General features: G+C 68.9%; 21 protein-coding genes. 11 read left to right on the top strand and 10 right to left on the bottom strand.

The window, feature by feature from the left end; all coding sequences use genetic code 11:
- Positions 1 to 62: 62 nt before the first annotated feature.
- Positions 63 to 1,433: a TIGR02678 family protein gene (locus ACWGCN_RS08695; protein WP_452457559.1), complete on the top strand. Its 1,371-nt coding sequence runs from the start codon at positions 63 to 65 to the stop codon at positions 1,431 to 1,433.
- 2 nt (positions 1,434 to 1,435) lie between these two features.
- On the top strand, positions 1,436 to 5,842 hold the full coding sequence (locus ACWGCN_RS08690; RefSeq protein WP_452457558.1) for an SbcC/MukB-like Walker B domain-containing protein: 4,407 nt from the start codon (positions 1,436 to 1,438) through the stop codon (positions 5,840 to 5,842).
- Between the two features lie 38 nt (positions 5,843 to 5,880).
- Here ACWGCN_RS08690 and ACWGCN_RS08685 read toward each other — a convergent pair whose 3' ends face one another.
- On the bottom strand, positions 5,881 to 6,861 hold the full coding sequence (locus tag ACWGCN_RS08685; RefSeq protein ID WP_452457557.1) for a helix-turn-helix transcriptional regulator: 981 nt from the start codon (positions 6,859 to 6,861) through the stop codon (positions 5,881 to 5,883).
- A 63-nt stretch (positions 6,862 to 6,924) separates the two neighbouring features.
- Between ACWGCN_RS08685 and ACWGCN_RS08680 the strand changes: the two genes are divergently transcribed.
- Positions 6,925 to 7,344: a RidA family protein gene (locus ACWGCN_RS08680; protein WP_452457556.1), complete on the top strand. Its 420-nt coding sequence runs from the start codon at positions 6,925 to 6,927 to the stop codon at positions 7,342 to 7,344.
- Positions 7,345 to 7,441: 97 nt separating this feature from the next.
- On the opposite strand, the gene ACWGCN_RS08675 is transcribed toward ACWGCN_RS08680, so the two are convergent.
- Positions 7,442 to 8,449 carry a helix-turn-helix transcriptional regulator gene (locus ACWGCN_RS08675; RefSeq protein WP_452457555.1) on the bottom strand — a complete coding sequence of 336 codons (1,008 nt, stop codon included), beginning with the start codon at positions 8,447 to 8,449 and terminating at the stop codon, positions 7,442 to 7,444.
- Between the two features lie 85 nt (positions 8,450 to 8,534).
- Here ACWGCN_RS08675 and ACWGCN_RS08670 point away from each other — a divergent pair, with 85 nt between their 5' ends.
- Positions 8,535 to 9,674, top strand: a complete 1,140-nt coding sequence (locus tag ACWGCN_RS08670; protein WP_452457554.1) for an epoxide hydrolase family protein — start codon at positions 8,535 to 8,537, stop codon at positions 9,672 to 9,674.
- A gap of 12 nt (positions 9,675 to 9,686) precedes the next feature.
- Here ACWGCN_RS08670 and ACWGCN_RS08665 read toward each other — a convergent pair whose 3' ends face one another.
- The 3 genes from ACWGCN_RS08665 to ACWGCN_RS08655 all read right to left on the bottom strand — a co-directional run bounded on the left by ACWGCN_RS08665 (position 9,687) and on the right by ACWGCN_RS08655 (position 13,411).
- On the bottom strand, positions 9,687 to 10,196 hold the full coding sequence (locus ACWGCN_RS08665; RefSeq protein WP_387443241.1) for a M15 family metallopeptidase: 510 nt from the start codon (positions 10,194 to 10,196) through the stop codon (positions 9,687 to 9,689).
- Between the two features lie 9 nt (positions 10,197 to 10,205).
- Positions 10,206 to 11,597, bottom strand: coding sequence for an ABC1 kinase family protein (locus tag ACWGCN_RS08660; protein ID WP_452457553.1), 1,392 nt, complete (start codon positions 11,595 to 11,597; stop codon positions 10,206 to 10,208).
- A gap of 137 nt (positions 11,598 to 11,734) precedes the next feature.
- The gene (locus tag ACWGCN_RS08655) at positions 11,735 to 13,411 is read right to left on the bottom strand and encodes a fumarate hydratase (RefSeq protein WP_378988222.1); all 1,677 of its coding nucleotides are present in this window, start codon (positions 13,409 to 13,411) and stop codon (positions 11,735 to 11,737) included.
- Between the two features lie 256 nt (positions 13,412 to 13,667).
- Here ACWGCN_RS08655 and ACWGCN_RS08650 point away from each other — a divergent pair, with 256 nt between their 5' ends.
- Positions 13,668 to 14,177: a MarR family winged helix-turn-helix transcriptional regulator gene (locus tag ACWGCN_RS08650; protein WP_378988225.1), complete on the top strand. Its 510-nt coding sequence runs from the start codon at positions 13,668 to 13,670 to the stop codon at positions 14,175 to 14,177.
- Here the strand turns inward: ACWGCN_RS08650 and ACWGCN_RS08645 are convergent.
- From ACWGCN_RS08645 to mftE, 3 genes are read right to left on the bottom strand one after another with little or no spacing between them, the layout of a single operon-like run.
- Positions 14,174 to 14,692: a hypothetical protein gene (locus ACWGCN_RS08645; RefSeq protein WP_452457552.1), complete on the bottom strand. Its 519-nt coding sequence runs from the start codon at positions 14,690 to 14,692 to the stop codon at positions 14,174 to 14,176. The two genes, ACWGCN_RS08650 and ACWGCN_RS08645, sit on opposite strands and share 4 nt — an antisense overlap.
- A gap of 38 nt (positions 14,693 to 14,730) precedes the next feature.
- Entirely contained in the window at positions 14,731 to 15,975 is a 1,245-nt protein-coding gene (gene mftD, locus ACWGCN_RS08640) for a pre-mycofactocin synthase MftD (protein ID WP_378988231.1), read from the bottom strand.
- On the bottom strand, positions 15,972 to 16,697 hold the full coding sequence (mftE, locus tag ACWGCN_RS08635; RefSeq protein ID WP_452457551.1) for a mycofactocin biosynthesis peptidyl-dipeptidase MftE: 726 nt from the start codon (positions 16,695 to 16,697) through the stop codon (positions 15,972 to 15,974). Before mftE ends, mftD begins: the two co-directional genes overlap by 4 nt.
- A 57-nt stretch (positions 16,698 to 16,754) precedes the next feature.
- On the opposite strand from mftE, the gene mftR reads away from it, so the two are divergent.
- The 6 genes from mftR to ACWGCN_RS08605 all read left to right on the top strand — a co-directional run bounded on the left by mftR (position 16,755) and on the right by ACWGCN_RS08605 (position 22,217).
- Positions 16,755 to 17,381 (top strand): mycofactocin system transcriptional regulator, encoded by a 627-nt coding sequence (gene mftR, locus ACWGCN_RS08630; RefSeq protein ID WP_378988234.1) that lies wholly within the window; start codon positions 16,755 to 16,757, stop codon positions 17,379 to 17,381.
- A gap of 110 nt (positions 17,382 to 17,491) precedes the next feature.
- A complete protein-coding gene (locus ACWGCN_RS08625; protein WP_056809988.1) occupies positions 17,492 to 18,397 on the top strand; it encodes an STAS domain-containing protein in 906 nt (301 codons plus the stop codon).
- A gap of 10 nt (positions 18,398 to 18,407) precedes the next feature.
- A complete protein-coding gene (locus ACWGCN_RS08620; RefSeq protein WP_056809990.1) occupies positions 18,408 to 18,788 on the top strand; it encodes an STAS domain-containing protein in 381 nt (126 codons plus the stop codon).
- The gene (locus ACWGCN_RS08615; RefSeq protein WP_056809992.1) at positions 18,778 to 19,191 is read left to right on the top strand and encodes an ATP-binding protein; all 414 of its coding nucleotides are present in this window, start codon (positions 18,778 to 18,780) and stop codon (positions 19,189 to 19,191) included. The genes ACWGCN_RS08620 and ACWGCN_RS08615 overlap by 11 nt, the downstream gene beginning before the upstream one ends.
- A 19-nt stretch (positions 19,192 to 19,210) precedes the next feature.
- Positions 19,211 to 19,804: a SpoIIE family protein phosphatase gene (locus ACWGCN_RS08610; protein ID WP_170112222.1), complete on the top strand. Its 594-nt coding sequence runs from the start codon at positions 19,211 to 19,213 to the stop codon at positions 19,802 to 19,804.
- Positions 19,805 to 19,856: 52 nt separating this feature from the next.
- The gene (locus tag ACWGCN_RS08605; protein ID WP_378988237.1) at positions 19,857 to 22,217 is read left to right on the top strand and encodes a SpoIIE family protein phosphatase; all 2,361 of its coding nucleotides are present in this window, start codon (positions 19,857 to 19,859) and stop codon (positions 22,215 to 22,217) included.
- On the opposite strand, the gene ACWGCN_RS08600 is transcribed toward ACWGCN_RS08605, so the two are convergent.
- Positions 22,192 to 23,688, bottom strand: coding sequence for a flavin-containing monooxygenase (locus ACWGCN_RS08600; RefSeq protein WP_452457550.1), 1,497 nt, complete (start codon positions 23,686 to 23,688; stop codon positions 22,192 to 22,194). The two genes, ACWGCN_RS08605 and ACWGCN_RS08600, sit on opposite strands and share 26 nt — an antisense overlap.
- Positions 23,685 to 25,166, bottom strand: a complete 1,482-nt coding sequence (locus ACWGCN_RS08595; protein WP_378627352.1) for a flavin-containing monooxygenase — start codon at positions 25,164 to 25,166, stop codon at positions 23,685 to 23,687. The genes ACWGCN_RS08600 and ACWGCN_RS08595 overlap by 4 nt, the downstream gene beginning before the upstream one ends.
- Positions 25,167 to 25,175 lie beyond the last annotated feature (9 nt).

Raw genomic sequence — 25,175 nt, 5'->3', positions numbered from 1 at the left:
GACTCGCCCGATTTCGGCGTCCATCGCTCGGTGCGACCGACGTCGGCACGAGGGGCAAGACTGTGAAGCGACAACGGATCGATGCGCTCGCTCTCGACAGTTATCAGCGGGCGGCGCGAGTGATGCTCGCCAATCATCTGGTCACCCGGGTCTATCCCGACCGGATCGCGCTGCCGTTGATTCGGCGGTGGGCGACGGAACTGCGCGAGGATCTGGCCGAATTGTTCGGTTACCGCTTGGAGGTCACCGAGACCACGGCCCGGCTCTACCCGGTGCACGATCGGCTCGATGACGCCCGGCCCGCCCGCAGCGTCAACGATCGGGTCTTCGACCGCCGCCGCTACGCCTATCTGTCGCTGGCGCTGGCCGCACTCGGCCGGGCGGGCGACCAGATCACCCTGTCCGAATTGGCCGAGCACGTCGCCGATTACGCGAGCCGGATCGAGGGACTCGACCTGTCGACCGAGCGAGCCGCCGATCGCGACGCCTTCGTCGATGCCGTCGGCTGGCTGGGCGCGCGGGGTGCGTTGACGTTGGCCGACGGCGACGCGGGCGGTTGGGCCAGCGACCCGGAGGCGGGCGAGGCGCTCTACGACATCGACCGCCCGGTGGTGTTCGCGCTGTTCCGGCCCCCACGGGCACTGCAGCATCTACACAGTGTGCGCGGGTTGCTGGCCGAGGACACCGACCAGGCTGATCAGGCTCGCCGGGTGCGCCGGGCGCTCGTCGAGCGCCCCGTCGTCTATCTCGACGAACTGTCGGCAGCCGAGGGTGCGCTGCTCGGCCAGGACCGACTGGTCGGCGAGGTCGAACACTGCACCGGCTTGCGCGCCGAACGCCGGGCCGAAGGTGTGGCGCTGATCGACAACTCGGGACGACTGTCCGATACCCGCTTCCCCGGCACCGGAACCCTGGCACAGGTGGCGCTGTTGTTGATCGGCGAGATCGCCGACACGGTCCTCGACATCGACAACCCGATCCGCCGGCGCCCCGGCGCGCTCACCCCCGACGACACCCTACTCGAGCACCTCGATGCGTCCATCCCCACTGCGGGTGTGTTCGCCCCGCTCGCCGAGGACCTCGAAACCAGCACGCCGGCCCCGGATTTCACCGACGACATCGACGACATCGAACCCGTCACCTATCCGTTCCTCGACGACGCCTGGGTGCGCACGACCGTCACCGCGCTCACCGACCGCTACGGCGCGACCTTCGCCGCCCAGTGGCAGGCCGATGTCGGCGGGCTCACCACCGAGGTCCTCGCGCTGCTCACCAAGCTGCGGCTGATCCGGCCGGTCGAGGACGGGCTGCTCGTATTGCCCGCGCTGGCCAGATATCGCGGCGCGGTGGTCACCGTGCGTGTGCGCAAGGCCGAGGAATTGTTCGTCACCGCCGCCGATACCGACGGCAGCACCGGAGAGGGAGGGGTCTGAGCATGTCACTCATTCACGGCGGAGTGCGGTTCGTCCCGACCCGTGCCGGCATCGTCAACCTGTGGGACTACCGCGACCAGGAGTTCAGTTTCGCCGACGGGCGCCTGGTGCTGCGCGGTCCCAACGGCTCCGGCAAGACCAAGGCCCTGGAAGTGTTGTTCCCGTTCGTGCTGGACGGACGGATCGAACCACGCAGGCTGAACCCGTTCGCCGGTGAAGAACGCACCATGAAGTCGAATCTGCTCTATCGCAAGCAGGACTCGGCCTACTCGTATGTGTGGATGGAGTTCGCGCGCGGCAGCTGGGACGACCCGGAGACTGTCACCGTCGGCATCGGCATGCGCGCCACCCGCTCGTCGGACAAGGTGACCCGCTGGTACTTCGTCGCCGACGGCCGCGCCGGGGTCGACTTCTCGCTCATCGGTCCCGACGACCGCCCGCTCACCCGCAAGCAGTTGGCCGAGCAGATCGGCAGCGACGCCATCGTGGACCGGCCCGTCGAGTACCGGGCGGCGATCGACGCGCGCATGTTCGGGCTCGGCGTGCAGCGCTACGACCAGCTGATCAATCTGATCCTCACCCTGCGCAGGCCCCAGCTCGCCAAGAATCTCGACCCGCGCGGCCTCTCCCAGGCACTCACCGACGGCCTTCGGCCCCTCGACGAGCAGTTGATCCTCGACGCCGCACGCTCGTTCAGCGATATGGAGGAGGTCGGCCGCACCCTCGACGGGCTCGTCCAAGCCGATACCGCCACTCGCCGATTCGTCGATGTGTACCGCAAATACCTTGCGGTACAGGCGAAAACGGACGTCGACCAGCTCCGCGCCCGCCTCGATGCCGTGACCAACGCCGCCACCGCGCTCTTCGCCGCGACCGCCCTGCGTACCCGCCGCGACACCGACCGCACCGAAGCCGAGACCAGGGCCGAGAACGCCGACCAGGCCTATGAGCAGGCCATCGCCGACCGCGAGAATCTCCAGCGCTCCAGCGCGTACGAGGGCAAACAGCAACTCGACGACCTGGCCGACGCCGTCCGCCGCCTCGAAACCTCCGCCGCGGCCCACCGCGACAAGGCCGCCGAAGCCTCGCACACGCTGCAACGCCGCGCCGAGGAAGCCTCTCGCGCCACCGAAGCGGTCCGCACAGCGGCCGCCGCCCTCGCCCGCGGCGAGGAGGCGGTCCGTGCCGCCGCCGAAGAGGCGGGCATCGAATGGACCCCGCCGAGCGCCGAGGGCCGCGGCGACCAGTTCACCGCGGCGGTGCGCGGCCACGCGGAGGAACGTGACGCCGACGTGCGTGCGGTGCGACAAGCAGTGGGCAAGTGGGACACCGCCGCCGCCGACCGCACCCGCTCCGAGCGCCTGGCCGAACGCGCCGTCGAACTGCGCGACTCGGCCGCCGCCGAAGTCGCCCATGCCGAAGCCGCGGTCGCCTTGGCCCGCAGCGAATCCGCCGCCGCCCTGCGCACCTGGTGGAACGCGCACAGCGAGATCTTCGGGGCCGTTGCCGAACCAGGGGCGCACGACGGCCGCTCGGACACGAATCCCGACGGACAGGACGGAAAAGGTGAACGTCGCCGAAAGGTGACGTCCGACACCACCGCCGGCTTGTTCGCAGCGCTCGACACCGCCATGGCCGGTGCGGGCGTGGAGGACATTCCCTCCGCCACCGAGGTCTTGTCCGAGTGGTGCGAGCCGCTGCGCGAGCAGATCCGCACCCGCCGTGAGCAGGCGCGCTCCCGTGCCACCGCCGCTGCCGTGCGCCACGATGCCCTGGTCGCCGAACGCACACAGATCGCCGCCCAGCGCGACGACGCTCCCCCGGCCCATCCCGCCAGAACCGGTGTCCGCGAAGGACTTCCGGGTGCGCCGCTCTGGCAGCTGGTGCGGTTCGCCGACTCGGTGTCCCCGCGGGATGCGGCCGGTATCGAGGCGGCACTGCAGTCCAGCGGTCTCCTCGACAGCTGGATCTGCGGCCCGAGTCTGCCCGCCGGCATCGACTCCGAGCACTTCCTGCTCCCCTTGCCGATCGATCAGCGCCCGTCCGGCCGTACTCTCGCCGATGTCCTTGTCGTCGAGGACGATTCGGCCGATCTCACCGTGCCTACCGAGACCGTTGCCGCGGTGCTGGCCTCCATCGCCCTCCACGACACGTCCGCACAGCCGGGTACGACGACCGATGACACACCGGACGCAGAACCATCCGTGTCCGGCGATGCCAACCGTGAGGTCACCGGCGCCACCCTCACCGCGCTGACCACCGCCGCCGCGCCGCAAGTCGTGGTCGGCCTCGCCGGAACTTTCCGGCAGGGCGTTCTCGTCGGACACCACCACAAGCCCGAAGCCGAGTTCATCGGGACCACCGCGCGAGCGCGCAGGCGTGAGTCCCGGCTCGCCGAGATCGAGGCGGCGATCAAGGCCGCTGCCGCCGAGCATCAGGCGGCAAGGGACGAAGATAGTTGCGCCACTGCCGAATTGGCCGCGCTGTCGGCCGGCGCCAAGGCACTGCCGCGCCCGTCGGCGGTGACGTCTGCCCTGCGTGCCGTGTCCGAGGCCGCCGGCCTGATGCGATCGAGGGTGGAGGCCGCCACCCAGTCCGAGCGCGAACTCGACCAGGCCGTCGCCGAAGTCGCGGCCCTGGACAAGAAGGTGCGCGCCGCCGCCCAAGCGCATCGAACCCCGCGCGAGGCACGCGAACTCGACGCGCTGGCCGCCGCAATCCGCCATTTCGAGAACACCGGTACGGGACTGCTCCGCCTACGCGCCGAACACGATCGGGAGCGCGAACGCGAACGCGAGGGCGCCGACCGGCACGACGAGGCGCGGGCACTGGCCGAGGCGTTCGCCGAAGAGGCCGAGGCTGCCCGACTGGGCTACACCGAGCAGCAGCGCAAACTCGAAACGCTGCGCGAAGCGCTGGGCGCCAGTGCCGCCGACATCGACCGCGATCTCGACCTGGCCCGCGGTGCCATCGAGGCGGCCAAGGCCGAGCAGCGGGCCGCGCGCAAGGCCGCCAATGCCGCCATCGAAGCGGTCGGCGATGCCGAGGCGGCCTCTCGCACCGCCAACGAAGCGCTCGCCACCGCACTCACCGAAGTGCTCGCCGAGGTGCGTTCACTGGCCCCGTACGCCCGACCCGACCTGTTGAGCCTGCTCGGCGCCTCGGTCGAACACCGCTGGCCCAGTAGCGATGCCGCGTGGTCCACCCCGGAGCAACTGCAGTACCGCATCGTCGCCGCGGGGCCGCAAACCGATCCGGTGGTGCTGCCCGACGAGGTGGCCGCCCTGTTCGCCGACCTCGACACCGCTACCAGCCAGGTCCGCGCCACCGAGGCGGGTCGCAAGTCCACCCGGTCCGCGGTCACCACCGCGCTCCAGGAATTCGACGCCGCGCTCACCGCCTCCGGCCGCGACTACCGGCTGAACTGGGACGCCGCCGACGGACTCACCGTCGTCGCCGTCCACGACGAGAACGGCCAGGCCGCCCTCGCCGACTTCGCCGCCCGCATCGACGCCGCCCGCCGCGACCAGGAACTGCTGCTCACCGATGCCGAGCGGCGCATCCTCGAGGACGCGCTGCTCACCGGTCTGGCCCAGCAGATCCACGAACGGACCACCGACGCTCGCGAACTCATCTCCCGCATGGGAGCGGAGATGAAGCAGCGGCGGATGTCGTCGGGCAACACCATCGGTGTGCACTGGATCCTCGCCGACGGGTTGTCGGAGTCCGCGCGCTCCATGTGCAAACTCCTCGACCGCGACACCACCGCCCTGAGCCCGGAAGACCTCGGCTCGGTGCGCGCCCACTTCGCCGCCGAGATCCGCGCCGCCCGCACCGCGCACCCGGAGCGTTCGTACCCCGAAATCCTCGCCGCGACTCTCGACTACCGGACTTGGCGAGTCTTCTCCTTCACGCTGATCTCCGGCGACGGCACCGAGGACAAGCTCACCGTCGCCCGGCACAGCGCCCTCTCCGGCGGCGAACAGTCGGTCTCCCTGCACCTGCCCCTGTTCGCCGCCGCCCACGTGATGCTCGACTCCGCCGACCCGCAGGCGCCTCGCCTACTCGCTCTCGACGAAGCCTTCGCCGGCGTCGACGACAACGGTCGCAGCGAATTGCTCGGCCTCAGTGTGCAATTCGACCTCGACCTGTTCATGACCGGCTACGACCTGTGGATCACCTACGCCCACGTCCCCGGCTGCGCGCACTACGACCTGGCCCACTCCACCGCCGAGAACACCGTCAGCGCGACCCTTCTCGTCTGGGACAGCGGTGAGCTTCTCGCCGAACACGACGGCGGCGACCTCACCACGGCGCTGGGCTCCCCCAACCGCCGCCGAGTACCCAACACGATCGAGGGCGGGTTGACCCTGGAAGGGATGCCGGGCGAACCCGCTCCGGTGGGCTGATCAGCGGTACGGGTTCGCCCGGCGCGGGCCGAAGATAATCATCGTTCTGATGACACCGCGTATCGGGCCGCGATCGCTGCCGCGCGGTCGCGCAGGGTGGTGCGTAACCACTGCGGGGCAACGACTTCCGCGTTCGCGGCGAGCTGCCACATCGCCCATTCGGCGTGTCGGCGATCCTGGAAGGCCACCTCCAGCCGCAGTCGTCCGTCGTCGTCCACTTCTTCGCGGTGGACAGCCACCGCGGTGCCGACCAACTCCTCGCGCCGCGCCGGATCGACCAGAACCCGTACGGTGACGAGATCTCCGCCTGCGCGAAAGCGGGCGCTGCGCTCCTGCCAAGCCCGGTCCAGATCGACCCGGTCCGGTCGCTGGGCCGGTTCGGCGAGCGCCTCGGCGGCCACGACCCGCGACAGCCGGTAGGTGCGGTCCGCGCCGGATCTGGTGGCGAGCAAGTAGCCTTGGCCTCGGACGGTGACCAGGCCGATCGGGTCCACCGTGCGCCATGCGGGGCTCTGGTCGACGGCGGCGTAGTGGATGCGCAGCTTGTGTCCGGCGAGCACCGCGCGCCGGACCTCGCTGACGATGGTGTCGGGCAGCTCCTCGGCATCCAACCGGCGCGAGAGCAGATCGGTCTCGGGATCGATGAGCAACCGTTCGGCCGCGTCGCTCGCGGTCTCCCGATAGCTTTCGGGCAGCGCGTCGACCACCTTGAGCATGGCCGACGCCAGCGCCGAGCCGAGCCCGAATGCCTGTGCGCCACGGCGTGATCCGGCGATCAGCAGGGCCAGCGCCTCCTCGTGGTTCAGCCCGGTCAGCTCGGTCCGGAATCCGGGCAGCAGCGCGAACCCGCCGTGCCTGCCCCGTTCGGCGTAGACCGGAACGCCCGCCGTGGACAGCGCCTCGATATCGCGCAGCACGGTCCGGGTGGACACCTCCAGTTCGCGGGCCAGAGTGTCCGCCGACAGCTGACCGTGCCGCCGCAGCAGCAGCACCAGGGAGACCAACCGGTCAGCTCGCATACGAAAAACTATGCCAGGAATACACGACACAGGATGTCGTGTATTCCTGGCAGGTTCATCGCCATGACAAACATCGACCACGCGCGCCACACCATCGTCAACCCCGACGGCCTGCACGACCCGACCCCCTTCGGCTACAGCCACACCGCCGTCATCCCCGCTGGTACCGAACTGGTTCTCGTCTCGGGACAGTACGGATCCCGACCCGACGGCGCGGTCGTCTCCCCCGACTTCACCGAGCAGGTCGACCGAACCTTCCGCAACATCGCCACCGCCCTGGCCGCCCACGACCTCGACCTCAGCCACGTCGTCCAGCTCCGGACCTACGTCGTGAATCACGACGTCAGCAAACTGGGCCCCATCGCCGGTGCCGTCCAAGCGAACTGGGGCACAACCCCTCCCACCCAAACCCTCATCGGCGTCGCGAGCCTCGCCACCCCCGACGTCCTGTTCGAGGTCGAAGCCGTCGCCGCCCGCCCCTGAGTGTTCTCCCCACCTGCATCGGGCTCTCGAACCCGGTGCAGGTGGGGAGAGTTGCCGGGCCGCTTTCCGCACGGGCAGATGGTCGATGGCCGCAACCTCATCGGTGACGATCCGAGACGCTCGAACGAGCACGGGCGGTCGCTCGATCACCCAGGGCGGCTTGCAGGCGACTCGTGAGGGCACGCAATGCCGCGGTCAGTTCAGGCGAATCATGGACGCGGAACGGCACTCCCAGGGACGTCAGTTGTCCGGCGAGCCAGGTGGGGTCGTCGTCTCGGGTGGCGGTGAGGCGGCAGGTGGTGTTGCTGTCGGCGCGAAGGGTGTTCGGTTCCTCGCCGAGCCGGCCTGCGATTCGGCCGCGTGGAGCTTCGATGGTGACATCCACCTGGTATTCGGGTGTGGCCCAGTCGGTTCGGCGGCCTGCGACGTAGTCGGCCGGGTCGGCGGCGGGGAGGTCGCGGGGGGCGATCCGGGCGCCGGTGGGGTGGGGGGTTTCGATGCGGTCGGCGCGGTAGCTGCGCCAGGCGTCGCGGTCGAGGTCGTAGGCGACGAGGTACCAGCGGCGGCCTGCGGCGGCGACGCCCGCGGGTTCGGTGTGGCGGCGGGATTCGGCGCCGGTGGCATCGCGATAGGTGAAGCGGAGGCGTTCTCGGTTGGTGACGGCGGCGGCGAGGGTGGTGAGGACCTCCGGGTCTACGGTGGAGCCCTCGCCCGCTCGGACCGTGACCGCCGCGCCGACCACGCGCACTCGTCTGCGCAGTGTCGCGGGCAGGACTTGTTCGAGTTTGGTCAAGGCTCGCACCGACGCGTCCTCGATGCCCGCGACCGCCTGTCCCGCGGCGACTCTCAGCCCCACCGCGACGGCGACGGCCTCGTCCGCGTCGAGGATCAGCGGTGGGAGCGCCGAGCCCGCGGTGAGCCGGTAGCCGCCGGCCGCACCCATCGCGGCGACTACCGGATAGCCCAGGTCGCGCAGGCGGTCGATGTCGCGTCGCACGGTCCGATCGGTGACGCCGAGCCGGTCGGCCAGTTCGCTGCCCGGCCACTCCCGTGGCATCTGCAACAGGGAGAGCAGGCGGAGCAGGCGGGCGGCGGTGTCGGTCATGTTTTCCATTCTCGCGCACATCTAGGACCAGAACTGTCCTAGATGGTCGATAACGTCGACATCACACCGACGACGAGGAGTCCCGATGACCACCATCCGCCCGTTCCACATCGACATCCCCCAGGCCGACATCGACGATCTGCACGACCGGCTGAGCAGGGCGCGCTGGGCGGCTCCGCTGCCGGGCGAGGGCTGGGAACGCGGCATCCCCACCGAGTACCTGCGCGAGCTCGCCACGTACTGGGCGAACGAATTCGACTGGCGGGCACAAGAAGCCGCGCTGAACGCGTTTCCCCAGTTCATCACCGAGATCGACGGCCTCGATGTCCATTTCGTGCACGTGCGCTCCCCCGAGCCCGACGCGGTGCCGCTGCTGCTGACCCACGGCTGGCCCAACTCGTTCGTCGAGTTCATCCGCACCGTCGGCCCGCTCACCGATCCGCGCGCTCACGGTCTCGATCCCGCACTCGCCTTCGACGTGGTGATCCCGTCCGTCCCCGGCTTCGCCTTCTCGGCGGCGCCGCGCGAACCCGGCATGACCACCGCACGGGTCGCCGCGATGTGGGCCATTCTGATGGACCGCCTCGGCTATGACCGCTACGGCACGCAGGGCGGCGACCTCGGCGCCTACGTAGCGCCGGAGATGGCGCTGGCGGCCCCGGAACATGTGATCGGCGTGCATCTCGACGGCGGGATCGGCATGCCGACCGAGGCCGACGTGCCCGCGATGTCGGCCGAGGATCGTGCGCAGTGGGCGCAGATGCAGCAGTGGATGACCGGCGGCGTCGACCACCACGCCCTGTTGCGGGCGGCCCCGCAAACGTTCGCCCTCGGCTGGAACGATTCGCCGGTCGCACTGCTGGCGTGGATGATGCAGAAGTTCCAGGAGTTCGCCTATATGGCCGACCGCGCCGAAGACGTGATCGAGCGCGACCACCTGCTGACCAATATCGCCCTGTACTGGTTCACCCAGACCACCGGCACCTCGTCCTGGCCGATGTACGACGGGCTGCGCACCGGCGGCGGGTTCGGCTGGCCCACCGACCAGAACCTGGTGCCGACCGGCGTCTACGGTGGCGGTTCACCGCTCATGCGCACACTCGCCGATCGCGGCAACAAGATCACCCATTGGCCGTCGGGAAATCCGGGCAACCATTTCGTCGCGATGGAAGAACCCACCGCGTACGTCGCCGACATCCGGACCTTCTTCGCCGGGCTGCGCTGACGGGGTTCGGCTCTAGCGTTGACTCGCGTCCGGCACCCGCGGCGGACACGGCGCACCGGGCGCGGTCACCAGCTCGAAATGCCACCATTCGTTGTCGAAGGTCCGGCACAGTCCCCACCGGTTGCCGTTGTCCTCGAGCCACTGTGCCCCCACCTGCGGGCCCACATCGACGGCACGGCCGGAGACATGCGTGGACTCCTCCGGCGGCAGCACCCAGCGTCGCGCTTCCTCGGGGCTGCCGTAGGTGGCCAGGCCGTCCTGCCAGAGCCACAGCTGCTGCTCGTAGGTGCGATGACCGGAGGTGATCGACAGCGGCACGTCCTCGGCGTGCGCCTGCTGTTCGGCGAGGGTGTAGGCGGCGGCGAGCGGCGGGTCGAGGCCTTCGGTGCCCGCTGCCGATTGGAACTGTTCGCGCGGCTCGGGTTGGGCGTCGGCGGCGCCGATGCCGACGGCGGTGACGGCCGCGGCGGCCGTCACGGTCACCAGGATCCGGTCGGCCACGCGGCCGAGCACAGTATTCATAGGCGGATTCTATCGACCCGGCCGGTCGTCGAGACCACGGCGCCACTGCTCGATCGCCCGGCCGATCTCGGTCTGCGGGGGTTCGCCGTAGAGCCATTCGCGGGCGAGCTGATGCCAGTTGGCGGTAACGCGCAGCTGACCGAGGGTGGCGAAGGTGAACAGGTCGGCGCGGCGGGAGAACACGTGCTCGGGTGGCAGCAGCTGTTTGTGCATGCCCTGGAAGTCCGACGCTCGCGGGTCGACGGCGAGAAGCAGTGCGCCGGTGGCCAGTTCGGGGGTGATCGTGACTTCCTCGTCGAGCAGGTGCCAGCCGGTGGCGGCCCAGACGTAGGCCAGACTCTCCTCCACGGTGACCTCGGAATCGGGGTCGATGATCCCCCTGCCCAGCCACGCGGCGAACAGATCCTCACCGCGGCCCTCCGCGGCGGCCCGCAGGACCGAGCGCTCGAACTCGACGTGCTCCGGATCCATCTCCTTGTAGAGGCCGAAATCGACGAAGGCGAGTTTGCCGTCGGCGGCCAGCAGCACGTTGCCGGGATGCGGATCGCCACAGAACTCGTTGTCGGCGAACAGACCGGCGATGTAGAAGCGGTAGATCAGCTCGCCGAGCCGGTCCCGCTCGGCGGCAGGCAGTGTCTGGATGTGCGAAAACGGATGCCCTTCGACGAATTCGGTGACCAGCACATTGTGCGTACAGAATTCCTCGATGCTGTCCGGCACGGTGATGAAGGGATGGCCACGATAGCGCCGTGCGACCCGATGCTGGGTCTGAGCCTCGCGTTCGTAGTCGAGTTCGCTGCGCAGATTGCTGGCGACCTCCTCCAGCACACCGGTGTCGGCCATGCTCGGCAGCACTGTTCTGGCCATCTTGCCGAGAAACTCGAGATTGCTGATGTCGGCGTGGACGGCGCGCTCCACCCCGGGATACTTCACCTTGACCGCCACGACGCGTCCGTCGTGCAGTCGCGCCCGGTGTACCTGCCCGATCGACGCCGCCGCGATCGATGTCTCACCGAACTCGGCGAACGTCTGGGCCAAGGGGCCGAGGTCGTCCTCGATCACCTGCCGCATCGTCGCGAACGGCATCGCGGGCGCCCGGTCCTGCAGGGCCGCGAGCTGGGCGCGGAACTGCTCGCGATGGGCTTCGGGAACGAAGTCGAGATCGAGCACCGAGCCCATCTGCCCGAGCTTCATCGCCGAGCCCTTCATGCTCCCCAGCACCGCGACGATCTGCTGCGCCTTCATCATCGCCGACCGCTCCGCCAGCACCTCACGGGCCTCGTCGGTGCGCCCGATCATCGACAGCCGGCGCCCGACCTCGCGCACCGCCTGCCCGGCGGCGAACTGCCCCAGCTTCGCGCTGCGCGTCGCCCGCCCCCGGGGAACTCCACCGCTCGCCAATCCGCACCCCTGTCAGGCTGTACACCGTATGTCGTGCGTCACATTACACCGGGGTGGCGGACGTCGCCGGGCCCGCGGAACAGACGAAAACCCCGGCGCTCACCGCAGTGGGCACCGGGGTATCGACGACCGGATGGCTACACGCGTTCCTTGGAACGGGTGCGCACGCGCAGGGCGATCGGCTTGGAGGTCTCGGCGAAGAAGTCGTTGCCCTTGTCGTCGACGACGATGAACGCGGGGAAGTCCTCGACGTCGATCTTCCAGACCGCTTCCATGCCGAGTTCGGCGTATTCCAGGACCTCGACGTTCTTGATGCAGTCCAGGGCGAGACGGGCGGCGGGACCGCCGATGGAGCCGAGGTAGAAGCCGCCGTGTTCGTTGCAGGCCTTGGTGACCTGGGCCGAGCGGTTGCCCTTGGCGAGCATCACCATCGAGCCGCCCGCGGCCTGGAACTGGTCGACGTAGGAGTCCATGCGACCCGCGGTCGTGGGGCCGAAGGAGCCCGACGCGTAACCCTCGGGAGTCTTGGCCGGACCGGCGTAGTAGACGGCCATGTCGCGCAGGTACTGCGGCATGGGTTCGCCCGCGTCGAGCCGTTCCTTGATCTTGGCGTGCGCGATGTCACGGGCCACGACCAAGGGGCCGGTCAGCGAAAGACGGGTCTTGACCGGGTATTTCGACAACTCGGCGCGGATCTCGTCCATCGGGCGGTTCAGGTCGATCTGCACCACGTCGCCGCCGAGGATGTCGGCGGTCTGCTCCGGAAGGTACTGGGCCGGTTCGGTTTCCAGCTGCTCCAGGAAGATGCCGTCCTTGGTGATCTTCGCCAGCGCCTGGCGGTCGGCCGAGCAGGAGACGGCGATCGCGACGGGGCAGGAGGCGCCGTGGCGGGGCAGACGGACCACGCGCACGTCGTGGCAGAAGTACTTGCCGCCGAACTGCGCGCCGATGCCGAACTCACGGGTGAGCTGGAAGACCTCCTCCTCGAGCTCGACGTCGCGGAACGCGTGACCGGTGATCGAGCCCTCGGTGGGCAGGTTGTCCAGGTAGTGCGCGGAGGCGTATTTCGCTGTCTTCAAGGCGAATTCGGCGCTGGTGCCACCGATGACCACCGCGAGGTGGTACGGCGGGCAGGCCGCGGTGCCGAGCGAGCGGATCTTCTCGTCGAGGAACTCGAGCATGCGCTCGGGGTTCAGGACGGCTTTGGTCTCCTGGTACAGGAACGACTTGTTGGCCGAACCGCCGCCCTTGGCCATGAACAGGAACTTGTACACCGGGTTGTCGGCGTCGCCCTCGGTCGAGTACAGCTCGATCTGGGCCGGCAGGTTGGTGCCGGTGTTCTTCTCGTCCCACATGGTGATCGGGGCGAGCTGGGAGTAGCGCAGGTTCAGCTTGGTGTAGGCGTCGAAGATGCCGCGGCTGAGCCATTCGGCGTCGTCGGCACCGGTGAGCACGCCCTCGCTCTTCTTGCCCATCACGATCGCGGTGCCGGTGTCCTGACACATCGGCAGCACGCCGCCGGCGGAGATGTTGAGGTTCTTGAGCAGGTCGAGCGCGACGAAGCGGTCGTTGCCCGAGGACTCGGGGTCGTCGATGATCTTGCGCAGCTGCCGCAGGTGCGCGGGGCGCAGGTAGTGGCTGATGTCGTGGATCGCCGTCTCGGTCAGCAGCCGCAGCGCCTCGGGCTCGACCTGCAAGAAGGTGCGCCCGTTGTGCTCGAAGGTGCTGACCCCCTCGCTGGTGAGCAGGCGGTAGGGCGTCTCGTCGGCGCCGATGGGCAGCAGATCGGAATAGCGGAACTCCGGCGCGGTCACGGATCGCACTCCTTCGGGCAGGGCGGGCACCGCAACACTGCGGAGCACCAGGCATGGCTGGTCACAAAGCAATCCGCAGCCTATCGACCACCCACACCCGCACGACGGTTAGGCAACCCTATGTGAGGTTCCTGACCTACCCTAACTAATATCGAGGTTGCACGTTCAACCCAAACGGTGCTACCCATTCTCCGGGCGGTGGCGGGAGTGCACCGTTCAATCCGAAGCCTGCACCTTCAGAATCTGGAGCTCGATCGTGACCGATCCACAGTGGCTCGATGATGTCGAAATGCGTGCCTGGCTGGGCTATGTCCGAACCCGCGACCTGATCGCCGCGGCGATCGGGCGCGACGCCGGCCGGGCAGCCAACCTGAGCTATGTCGAGTATTCCGTGCTGGTCTACCTAGCCGACGCGCCAGGTCAGCGACTCACCTTCGCCGACCTGGCCTGCGCGCTCGAATGGTCGCAGAGCCGGCTCTCGCATCAGATCACCCGCATGCAGAAGCGCGGTCTGGTCTCCCGCGAGACGATGCCGCACGACCAGCGCCGGACCGTGGCCAAGCTGACCCCCACCGGCGGGCAACTGCTCACCACGGCCGCGCCCGCCCATGTGCGCAGTGTGCGCAAGCACATGATCGATGTCCTCGATCGCGACCAGCTCGCGACCCTCGCGGAGATCTACGACGTGCTCGTCGATCACCACCGCGGCGCGAAGTCGGCCGAGCCGGTCGGCCGGCTACAGACCGCCGCGCCCGGCGAGGACTAGGACCCGCCGCTGCCGCCCCCGCCGGAGGAGTCGGGGCGGGCCTTGCCCAACCCGCCGCGCGCGATGCTGCCACCCTTGGTGGGTGCGCCGCGATCGAAGACGTCGCCGCTGGTCGGGCGCAGGAAACTGCCCGCCGCCAGCGCGACAGCGACGCCGATCGCCGGGTAGACGAACGTATCGGTGTGCTGATACCAGAAGCGCGAGTACGTGGTATCGCTGGTGTCGCACTGGTCGTCGGCCACGCGGACATTGGTCGTCTTGTCCACGCAGACACCGACCGACGCCGGTGTGGCGGCGGTCGAGGTCGTAGCGGTCACCCGCGATGTCGTTGTCGGCGGCGGCTTCGAGGTGGTCGTGAGGGTGGTCGACGCCGCGCGCGGTGCCGGTTTCGGGGTGGCGGTGCCACATCCGGCCGAGACCAGCGCCACCGCCACCACGGCGGGCAGCGTGTAGGACACGCTGCGCGACATCATGATTCGCCTGCGCGAACCCTCGATTTCCGAAACCACACTCACGAAATTCCCCCTCGGGCGGTGTTGACCAACCGCCGATACTATCCAGCAGCGGCGCCGCTCACGACAGTTCCGTTGGTAGCGAAATCCCCTTCGCCGGAATCCTTTCGACCCGAAACGACGCCCAACGCGCGTTCGAAACCGGCGGGAACGATGATGTCGTCGCGGGTCAGGTCGGTGATCGAGGTCTTGCGCAGACCCAGCAGCGCCGAATCGATACCGCCACGCAGGATGTCGAGTACGTTCTCGACACCGGCCTGGCCGTTGGCCGCCAGACCCCACAGGGAGGCGCGCCCGATCAGCACCGCGCGCGCACCGAGCGCCACGGCCTTGACGACATCGCTGCCGCGCCGGATACCGCCGTCGAGGAGCACCTCGATCTGGTCGCCGACCGCGTCGGCGAGCACCGGCAGGGCGCGGATGGCGGCGGGGGTGCCGTCGAGGTTGTTGCCGCCGTGGTTGGACACCGAGATGCCCGCGACGCCCGCGTCGACGGCACGCAGGGCGTCGTCGACCCGCATCACGCCCTTGAGCAGCACCGGGCCGTCCCACTGCGCGCAGATCCAGGCGACATCGTCCCAATCGGGTGCCGGGGTCTGCATCCATTCGCCGTAGGCGCCGAAGAACCCGGGGGCCGCGCCGCCGCCGACCGCCATATTGGGCGCGGTGAGGTCGGGGATGCTGCCCGAGCGCAGGTAGGTCGCGAGCCAGCGGGGGCGCGCGAGGGTCTGCGGCGCGAATTTCATCATCGTGCGCAGGTTCAGCGACTCCGGGATCACCGGGCTGCCCCAGTCCCGACCGTGCGAGAACGACCAGTCCAGGGTGAGGATCAGGCCCACGGCACCGGCCTTCTTCGCCCTGGCCATCCGCTCGAGGATCTGATCCTTGTTGCCACACCAGTACAGCTGGAACAGGGTCGCCGGGTTGGCGGCGACAACGTCCTCGACGGGCTTGCTCGCGAAGGAACTGAGCCCCATGGCGATTCCGCGGGCCGCCGCGGCGCGGGCGACCGCGACCTCACCGTCGGGGTGCACCGCCTGCACGCCGGTCGGCGAGATCAGCACCGGCATCGACACCTGCTGACCGAGCACCGTGGTCGATTGGTCACGGTCGCCGATCGGGCCCGCGCAGTGCGGGGCGAAACCGAGTTCGGTGAACGCGGTCTGGTTGTCTTCGATGGTCTGTCCGCGTTCCGATCCGGCGATCAGCGCGCCGTACACCGACTTCGGCAGGCGCTTGCGGGCGCGCCGCTGCGCCTCGGCAACGGTCTCGAACCAGGGATTCATCGGGGTCCTTCCTCATGATCCTGCGGCCACCATCGGCGCAGGTCTTCCAGCAGTGCGGTAGTGGCGATCGTCAGCAGGCCGGCGCCTTCTTCGGCGCTCGATCCGGTGGGGTCGCCGAGGATTCCGTTGGGGCTGGCAGCCCGCACCCCGCCCATGCGCAGCAGCGGCAGCAGTTCGGCCAGCGGGCGGCGGTCCCCCGGTTCGGCCAGTTCGGCGCGCACCCGGTCGGGGCGCAGCGCGAGCTGGATCGAGGTCTCGGTGCGCCCGGCGTGCGGGTCGCCGCCGTAGCCGGGCGAGAACAGCCGCACGTCACGCGACTCCGACCGCAGCAGCGCGACGGCTCGGCGCAGCGCTTCCACGTTTCCGCCGTGCCCGTTGACCAGCACGATCCGCGAAAACGTGTCCGTGGCGGAGCGGCACAGCTCGACGACGAGCAGTTCCAGCGCCGCCTGTCCGATCGACAAGGTGCCCGCGAACCCCGCATGCTCGCCGCTGGCCCCGTAGGACACGGCAGGCGCGATCAGCAGATCGGTTCGCTCGGCCGCGGCCCGCCTGCTCACCGCCGACGCGATATCGCTGTCGGTCGACAGCGGCAGATGCGGGCCGTGCTGCTCGGTCGCGCCGAGCGGGATGACCAGGATCACTCCCTCGGCGGCGCGCACACCTGCCTCGGGCGATGTGAGGTGCGCCACGAACATGGCGCCCACATTAACGTCAGTCACTGACATAATCAAGAGCGCGTGCAGGTCGAAAGCTCGCCGAGTCCCTATCCTGTATCCATGTCCGCCCCGCCGCCGCGCGCACCGATGTCGATTCCGAAGCAGTCGGGGCACCGCGGGCGTCCGCCACGCACCACGCGCCGCGAGCTCGAGGTGATCGCGATGAAGCTGTTCGCCGAACACGGGTTCGACGACGTCACCGTCGAACGCATCGCCGCCGAGGCCGGGGTGAGCGAACGCACGTTCTTCCGCTACTTCCCCACCAAGGCCGAGGTGCTGTGGCACCAGTTCGACAACGAGGTCGACGACCTGCGCGCCGCGTTCGCCGCCGTCCCCGGCGACGAGCCGATGATGGCCGCGGTGCGCCGCATCGTGGTGGCGGCCAACAGATATCGCCCCGAGGACATCCCCGAACTGCGCACCAGAATGCGGCTCGTCTCCGGAGTTCCCGCCCTCTCGGCAGGCGCGGGGGCGCACTACGACGCGTGGGAACACGCCGTCGGCGAGTTCGCCGCGAGCCGTCTCGGCGCGGGCGCGGGCGACCTGATTCCGCTCGCCATCGGGCGCACCACCCTGGCCGCCGCGCGGGCGGCCTTCGATGCCTGGCTCGAGCGCGGCGACACCGATCTCACCGTCTATCTCGACCGGGCACTGCGCGCGCTGGAACGCGGGTTCGCCCCGGATTAGCCGGGCGCGCCACGTTTGGGCAGCACCACAGAGGGGGTATGAGTAGGCTCAGGCCCAACGCGCACTGTGCGCACCGAAAACGTCCGTCGTCGAAAGGGGCAGGGGTTTCCATGTCCGAGGTGTCCACGAGTCTTTCGGCGGATTCGCTGCCGGCGCAACCGCTCGACAACCTGCTGCCACAGCTGGTCGAGCACCTGCGGCAGAACCGCACCGGGCTGCGGGAAGAGTGGGCACGGCGCATCACCGAAGCCGAACTGCTGACCGCGATGACCCCGGAGGAGATCTTCTCCGAGGCGACGTCGATGTACGACAACTACGTCGAGGTGCTCGTCACCGGTAGCGTCGAGGCACTGCAGGCCTACGCCCGCGACCTGTCCGAGCGCATCATTCCGCGAGGCGTCGAGACCGACGAGGTCATCGGCATCGTCCTGCTGCTGCGCGACGTCCTGGCACGCAGCCTCTTCGAGAAGTACCAGTCCAACTTCGAGCTGCTCAATCGCGTGCTCGACGCCTACGAACCGGCCGCCAACCGCATCGCCAACACCGTGGCCGTGTCGTTCGTGCAGGAGCGCGAGCGCGTCATCAGCCGCCAGCAAGAGGCCATCCGCGAGCTGTCCACCCCGGTTCTGCAGGTTCGCGAGCAGCTGCTCATCCTGCCGATCATCGGCGTGCTGGACTCCCAGCGCGCCCGCCAGCTCACCGAGCAGCTGCTGCGCGCCATCCGCGCCAATCGCGCCAAGGTGGTCGTCATCGACATCACCGGTGTGCCCGCGATCGACTCCGTGGTGGCCAACCACCTCGTGCAGACCGTCGACGCCTCGGGCCTGATGGGCGCGAGCGTGATCATCACCGGCCTGTCCTCGGAGATCGCGCTGACCCTGGTGACCATCGGCCTCGATCTGTCCAAGATGAACGCGGTCGGCGACCTCCAGGGCGGTATCGAAGAGGCCGAGCGTCTCCTCGGATACGAGGTCTCCCGAGTGACCGAGCGCTTGAGCGAGCGGGACGGGCGCTGACCAAGCCACCATGCCGGTACCTATTCTCAAGCAGGGCACGTACCTGATCGCCTCGGTACAGTCGGCCCTGACCGACGCCGACACCGAGCGGCTACAGGACGACCTGATGAAGCAGGTCAGTCGCTATCGCGCGACCGGCATCATCGTCGACGTCACCGCCATCGATGTGATGGACTCCTTCGCCGCGCGCTCGTTGCGCACCATCGCGCACATGACCCAGTTGCGCGGCGCGGAAACCGTCATCGTCGGACTGCAACCCGAAGTCGCCTTCGCCATGGTGCAACTGGGCCTTACCTTCGAAGACATGCACACCGCGCTGGATCTCGAGGAAGGCCTCTCCTGGCTGAATCGGCACCCGCGGCGACGAGACGGTCGCGACAGTGGCCGCTGAGCAGGTGGCGATCGCGGTCAAGGTGTCCGAGGACATCGTCACCGCCCGGCAGGCCGGGAGCGAGTTGGCCGGTGACCTCGGGTTCACCCTCACCGACCGCACGATGATCTCCACCGCCATCTCCGAAATCGCCCGCAACATCACCAGTTACGCGGGAAGCGGCGAGATCAGGCTGCTCATCGACTTGCGCGAGGGTCGCCGCGCGCTCGTCATCCAAGCCGAGGACCAGGGTCCCGGCATCCGCGACATTCCCCGCGCGCTGGAGGACGGCTATTCCACCGGCCGCGGACTCGGACTCGGACTGCCCGGCGCGCGCAGGCTGATGGACCGCCTCACCATCGATTCCGCCCCGGGCCGCGGGACGTTGATCGAGATGTGGAAGTGGGTACCCGACGTTGCATGAGGACGGGATCATCGGGCGCATGGAGTGGTCGACGGCCGGTCGGGCGCTGCCCGGCCAGGACGTCTCAGGTGACCGCGCGCTCGTGCTCGACACCGGCGCCGGTGTGCTGTTCGCGGTGCTCGACGGGCTCGGTCACGGTGCGCCCGCGGCCGAGGCCGCCGATCGCGCGACGGTCATCCTCACCGAGAACTGTGGCGAACCGCTGGATGTGCTGATGGTGCTCTGTCATCGCGCGATGGTCGAAACTCGCGGCGCCGCAGTGTCTTTGGCGTTGATCGAGCCGGGCGAGACGCTGCAGTGGCTCGGCGTGGGCAATGTCGATTCGCGACTGCTCACCCTCGGCCCGGCCGGTCCGGAGCTGCGGGCCACGATGCTGCTCACCGGCGGCATCGTCGGGTACCGGCTGCCCTCGCACCTGCAGCCGCAGACGCTGCCGATCCGCCCCGGCGATCTGCTGCTGATGGCGACCGACGGGATCGTCGCGGTCGGCCCGGAATCGCTGGACCTGGCCAAACCGGCCACTGCCATCGCGGGCGATCTGCTCGCCCGCGACGCGAAGGACACCGACGACGCGCTGGTGCTCGCGGCGCGTTTCCGTGGGCCGTGCCCGTGAGGCCCCGAGACCGCGGTCTGTTCGCACCGACCCGGCCGATGAGAGGTTGCCGATGAGCGCTGTCCTGGTCGCATTTCTCGACGACTATTCGGCGGCCATGCGCCGCCACGTCGCCGCACCAGGCCAGGCCGGCCTCTCGGAGGGTTACGACCTCGGCAGGCGGGCCCTCGTGGAGGGCATCAGCCTGCTCGATCTCACCGAGCATCACTTCCGGGCGGTCGCCGAGGACGCAGGCACGCAGGCCGATCCGCGCCGCGCCGAAGTGGCACTGGAATTCCTGCTGCAGACCATGGCGGCCCTCGATATCGCCACCCGCGGCTATCTCGACGGCACTCGCCGCTACGAGCAACAGCGTTCCCGCGCGGAGGATCTCGAAGGCCGCGACGCGTTTCGCACCGCGCTCGTCGAATCGTTGCAGGACGGGTTCTTCGTCGCCGACGACCACGGCACCATCGTCGAGGTGAACTCCGCGTTCGGGGTACTCACCGGCTACGGCGCCACCGAGGTGCCGTTCCCGCTACCGCACCCCTGGGCACTGAGCGATCGCACCGGCTACCCCCAGATCGGCACGGAGGCAGCGCGATTCGTGATGCCGGTGCGGCATCGCGACGGCCGGGAACGCTGGCTGGCGGTGAGCGCGAGTTCGCTGGTGAAGCAGGAGAACGACGAGCGGATCTTCGTCGGCACCGTGCGCGATGTGACCGCCGAACACGACGCACAGGCCCGCGACCAGGCCGCCTCGCGTCTGGCCACCGCCGTCGGGGCCGCGACGAGCATGGTGGAGGTCCTCGCGGTCGGACTCGACGAGCTGCGCCGGACCATGGGCGCCGAGACCGCGCTGGTCGCGATCTGGCCTAGCCGGACCGGGCGCCCCGATGTCTACTCCTGCGGCGTGACGCCGTCGGGCAGCGAAGAAGCGGAGCCCGCTCCCGAAACCATCGCCACCGCGTCACAATTCACCGCGACGCCGATGCGGCAGAGTGGCCCGCGCGCGGACGGCCCCGTTGTACTCGACGACGACACCCAGGCCCTGCTCGATCGCTCGCGCAGGCAATCCGCCCGTGGCCTGTCGGCCATCACCGGTGACGAGGGCGGGGTCGACGCGGTCGTCGCACCGCTCGGCGAGACCGGTGACGCGGCACTGTGGGTGCGCTTCGGCGCGCCGCGCGCGGTGAGCGCCGCCGACTGGGCCCTGTATTCATTGCTCGTCGGCCATCTCAGCGTCGCACTGCAGCGCGCCCGCAACTTCGATCAGGCGCGCGCCACCTCGCTCACCCTGCAGCGGGCGATGCTCGGACCGATCGAACTGCCGCCCCGTTTCTCGGTGCACTACGAACCCGCCCTGCCACCGCTGGAGATCGGCGGCGACTGGTACGACGTGGTGCCGTTGCGTGACGGCACCATCGGCGTCGTCGTGGGCGACTGCGTCGGCCGTGGCCTGTCGGCCGCGGTGGTGATGGGCCAATTGCGTACTGCGGCAAGAGCTCTGCTGCTGCGCGGCGCCGGACCGGCACAGCTGCTCGCCGAACTCGACGCCGTGGCGTCCCGGATCCCGGGCGCCATGTGTACGACGGTGTGCGCGGCGGTGCTCGACCCAGAGCGCGGGATGGTGCGGTACTCGAACGCGGGCCACATGCCGCCGGTCCTCGCGCCTCCCGGTGGGCCGGGCCGGATCCTCGAGGGTGGACGCGCGGTTCCCCTGGCGACCTTCGACACGCCGCGCAGGCCCGAGGCCACGACCGCGCTCCCGCCGGGCGCGACCCTGGTGCTGTTCACCGACGGTCTGGTCGAGCAGCGCGGATACGACATCGCCGAGGGCTTCGTCAAGATCGCCGAAGTGCTCAGCGAAACCGGCGCCGCACTCCCCCGCGACGTCGCCGACGCCGTGCTGTCGCGGCTGTGCCCGCCCGCGGGCTACGACGACGACGTCGCCATGGTCGTCTACCGCCAGCCCCCGGAGCCGCTGAGCCTCGATTTTCCCGCCGCCGCCACCGAATTGGCCGGCGTGCGCCGCGGCCTCTACCGCTGGTTCGCCACCGCCGCGGTCCCGCACGACCTGGCCGCCGACCTCGTCGCGGCCGCCAACGAGGCCTGCAGCAACAGCGTCGAACACGCCTACCGCGACTCCGAACCGGGCCGCGTGAGTCTGACGGCCCGCTGCGACGGTGACCGGGTGGTCCTCGAGATCGCCGACAACGGCAACTGGATTCCCACTCCCACCGATCCCGGCTATCGCGGTCGCGGCGTCGAGATGATGCGGGTGCTCACCGAGGACCTCACCTTCGACCACGACGAGAGCGGCACCCGGGTGCGCATGTGGGTGACCCTGCCCTCGATCACCTTCCCCACCGCGAACCCGCTGCGCGCCTCCTCCCGACCGCCGGCGGTCAGCTCCCGGCAGAACTCGTTCTGACCGGGGTGGTCTCGTAGGCCGCCACGTCGAAGCTCTTCAGCAGCCGGTGGAATCGGAAGCTGAAGTCCGGCCACAGCGTGGCATTGTGGCCGTCCTCGTCGACGAACCAGCTGGTGCAGTCGCCGGCGTTCCACACGGTGCCGTCGAATTTCTTCTGCAGGTCCCGGTTGTAGCCGGCCTGCGCGTCCGCCTTGACCTCGACCGTGCGTAGCCCATCGGCCGCCATCGTGGTGATCGCGTCGCTGATGTAGTTGATCTGGGATTCGATGGTGAAGATCGCCGAGGTGTAGCTCAGCGCGGAGTTCGGGCCGATCATCAGGAACATGTTGGGGAAGTTCGCGATCGTCGTACCCTTGTACCCGCTCATCCCCTCGGCACCGAAAACCTCGGACAGCGTGCGGCCGTCGCGCCCGCTGATCAGGTCGTAGGTCGGCGAGTCGGCGATCCGGAAGCCCGTCGCCAGCACGATGGCGTCGACTTCACGCTCGGTGCCGTCGTTCGCGACGATCGACTGCTCGCGGATCTCGGCGATGCCGTCGGCGACGACCTCGACATTGTCGCGGGCCAGCGCGGGGTAGTACACGTTCGAGACCAGCATGCGCTTGCACCCGAGGCGGTAGCCGGGCGTGACGGTGCGACGCAGCTCCCGGTCCCGGATCACCCACCACATCTTCAATCGCGCACCGCGCGAGAAGAAGTCGGCGAACGGCGGGTACTTGGACTGCCAGAGCACGAACGACTCACGCACCCAGTACACGCCGATCCGCGCCAACCGCTGCGCACCCGGAACACGCCGGTAGTAGAGGCGTTCCAGCCACGAGTACTTGCGTCCCATGCGCGGCAACACCCACGGTGCGCTGCGTTGATACAGGTCGAGCTTGGCGACCTCGCCCGCGATGGACGGCACGATCTGGATCGCGGACGCACCGGTGCCGACCACCGCGACCCGCTTGCCCGCGAGCTCGAACTCGTGATCCCAGCGCGCGGAATGGAACATCACCCCCCGAAAGGTGGTGATGCCCTTGATGTCGGGCAGCTTCGGTGCACTCAGCGGGCCGGCCGCCGACACCATGATGTCGGCGGTGTAGGAGCCGTCGCTGGTCTGGATCTCCCAGCGCGCGGTGTGGTTGTTCCAGCGCGCGCCGATGACCTCGCAGCCCAGCACGATCGAGTCGCGCACCCCGTGCCGGTCGACCACGTCCTGGACATACCGCTGGATCTGCGGCTGTGTCGAGAACGAATGCGTCCAGTGCGGATTGCGGGCGAACGAGTACGAATACAGCTGCGACGGCACATCGCACCCGGCGCCGGGATAGGTGTTGTCGCGCCACGTGCCGCCGATGTCGCTCGCCCGCTCGAGGACGACGAAGTCGGTGATCCCCAACTGGCGCAGCCGAACAGCCACACCCAGCCCGGCGAAGCCGGCGCCGATGATCGCGACGCGGGTGTGACGCGTCGACGGTGCGGTCATCGTGTCTTCGTCGTGGTGTCGTAGGCGTCGATGTCGAAAGTGCGCACCATTCGCCGATATTTGAAGCTGAAGTCCGGCCACAGCGCCGAGTTGTTGCCGTGCTTGTCGAGGAACCAGCTGGTGCAGCCGCCGTTGACCCACACGGTGCGGGCCATCTTCGGCTGCAACTGCTCGTTGTATTCGACCTGCGCGTCCAGACGGACCTCGAACGATTGCAGGTTGCGCTGCTCCATCGTGGTGATCGCGTCGACGATGTAGTTGATCTGGGATTCGATGATGTAGATCAGCGAGGTGTAGTTCAACCCGGAGTTGGCGCCGAGCATGAAGAAGATGTTCGGGAAATTGGCGACCGTGGTGCCCTTGTACATCTGGTAGCCCTCGGCATCGGCTGCCTCGGACACGGTCCGGCCGTCGCGACCGGTGTACAGGTTGAAGGTCGGCGAATCGGCGACGTGGAAGCCGGTGGCCAGCACGATCGCGTCCACCTCCCGCTCCGTGCCGTCCTCGGAGACGATCGAACCGCTGCGGACCTCGGCGATGCCGTCGGTGACGACGTCGACGTTGTCACGATCGAGCGCGCCGTAGAACTTGTTCGACACGAGCATGCGCTTGCAGCCGATCCGGTGCTGGGGCAGCACTTTTCGGCGCAGCTCCGGGTCACGGATCTCGAAGCGCATCTTGAATCGCCCGACCGTCTCGAGCACGATGCCGGTCCACGGATACTTCACCTGCGTGATCACGAACAGCTCGCGCGTGATGTAGATCAGCGCACGGATGAACCGTTGCAGGCCCGGAACACGTTTGAAGGCAAAGCGTTCCAGTCCCAGGTACGGCCGCGAGATCTGCGGCATCACCCAGGTGGCGGTGCGCTGGTACACGTCGAGGTGCTCCACCTCGGGCGCGATCGACGGAACGATCTGCACCGCCGAGGAACCGGTGCCGATGACGGCGACCTTTTTGCCGGCCAGGGTAGCGTCGTGGTTCCACCGCGCGGAGTGGAAGATCTCGCCCTCGAAGCTCGAGATGCCCTTGATATCGGGCAGATTCGGCTCGGCGAGCACACCCGCCGCCGAGACGATGAAATCGGCGGTGAAGGTGCCCTTGCTGGTCTCGATGTCCCAGCGGCCGTCGGCGTCGTTCCAGCGGGCGCCGGTCAGCGCGCAGTCGAAGATGTGCTTGTCGCGAACGCCGTAGCGTTCGGACACGGTGCGCAGGTACTGCTCGATCTCGGGCTGGGGCGAGAACGAGCGGGACCAGTCGGGATTGAGCGCGAACGAATACGAGTACAGGTGTGAGGGCACATCACAGCCCGCACCGGGATAGGTGTTGTCGCGCCAGGTTCCGCCGACATCGGGGCCGCGTTCGATGACCACGAAATCGGACAGGCCACGCTGGCTGAGCCGGATCGCGGTACCCAGGCCGGAGAGCCCGCTGCCCACGATCATGACCTGGACGTGGCGGGTGTCGTTACTGCTCATGGGGCGACC

The sequence above is a fragment of the Nocardia sp. NPDC055050 genome, from assembly GCF_053608345.1.
The sequence above is the reverse complement of the archived record's forward strand: the minus strand, read 5'-3'. Positions and strand labels throughout refer to the sequence as shown.

Bases quoted from the DNA above. Each gene is read 5' to 3' on its own strand.
- ACWGCN_RS08610 (WP_170112222.1), top strand. From the start codon at position 19,211: ATGGAGTGGTCGACGGCCGGTCGGGCGCTGCCCGGCCAGGACGTCTCA.
- ACWGCN_RS08620 (WP_056809990.1), top strand. From the start codon at position 18,408: ATGCCGGTACCTATTCTCAAGCAGGGCACGTACCTGATCGCCTCGGTA.
- ACWGCN_RS08605 (WP_378988237.1), top strand. From the start codon at position 19,857: ATGAGCGCTGTCCTGGTCGCATTTCTCGACGACTATTCGGCGGCCATG.
- ACWGCN_RS08675 (WP_452457555.1), bottom strand. From the start codon at position 8,449: ATGACCGACACCGCCGCCCGCCTGCTCCGCCTGCTCTCCCTGTTGCAG.
- mftR (WP_378988234.1), top strand. From the start codon at position 16,755: ATGTCCGCCCCGCCGCCGCGCGCACCGATGTCGATTCCGAAGCAGTCG.
- ACWGCN_RS08680 (WP_452457556.1), top strand. From the start codon at position 6,925: ATGACAAACATCGACCACGCGCGCCACACCATCGTCAACCCCGACGGC.
- ACWGCN_RS08625 (WP_056809988.1), top strand. From the start codon at position 17,492: ATGTCCGAGGTGTCCACGAGTCTTTCGGCGGATTCGCTGCCGGCGCAA.
- ACWGCN_RS08595 (WP_378627352.1), bottom strand. From the start codon at position 25,166: ATGAGCAGTAACGACACCCGCCACGTCCAGGTCATGATCGTGGGCAGC.
- ACWGCN_RS08665 (WP_387443241.1), bottom strand. From the start codon at position 10,196: ATGAATACTGTGCTCGGCCGCGTGGCCGACCGGATCCTGGTGACCGTG.
- mftD (WP_378988231.1), bottom strand. From the start codon at position 15,975: ATGAATCCCTGGTTCGAGACCGTTGCCGAGGCGCAGCGGCGCGCCCGC.
- ACWGCN_RS08670 (WP_452457554.1), top strand. From the start codon at position 8,535: ATGACCACCATCCGCCCGTTCCACATCGACATCCCCCAGGCCGACATC.
- ACWGCN_RS08690 (WP_452457558.1), top strand. From the start codon at position 1,436: ATGTCACTCATTCACGGCGGAGTGCGGTTCGTCCCGACCCGTGCCGGC.
- ACWGCN_RS08600 (WP_452457550.1), bottom strand. From the start codon at position 23,688: ATGACCGCACCGTCGACGCGTCACACCCGCGTCGCGATCATCGGCGCC.
- ACWGCN_RS08685 (WP_452457557.1), bottom strand. From the start codon at position 6,861: ATGCGAGCTGACCGGTTGGTCTCCCTGGTGCTGCTGCTGCGGCGGCAC.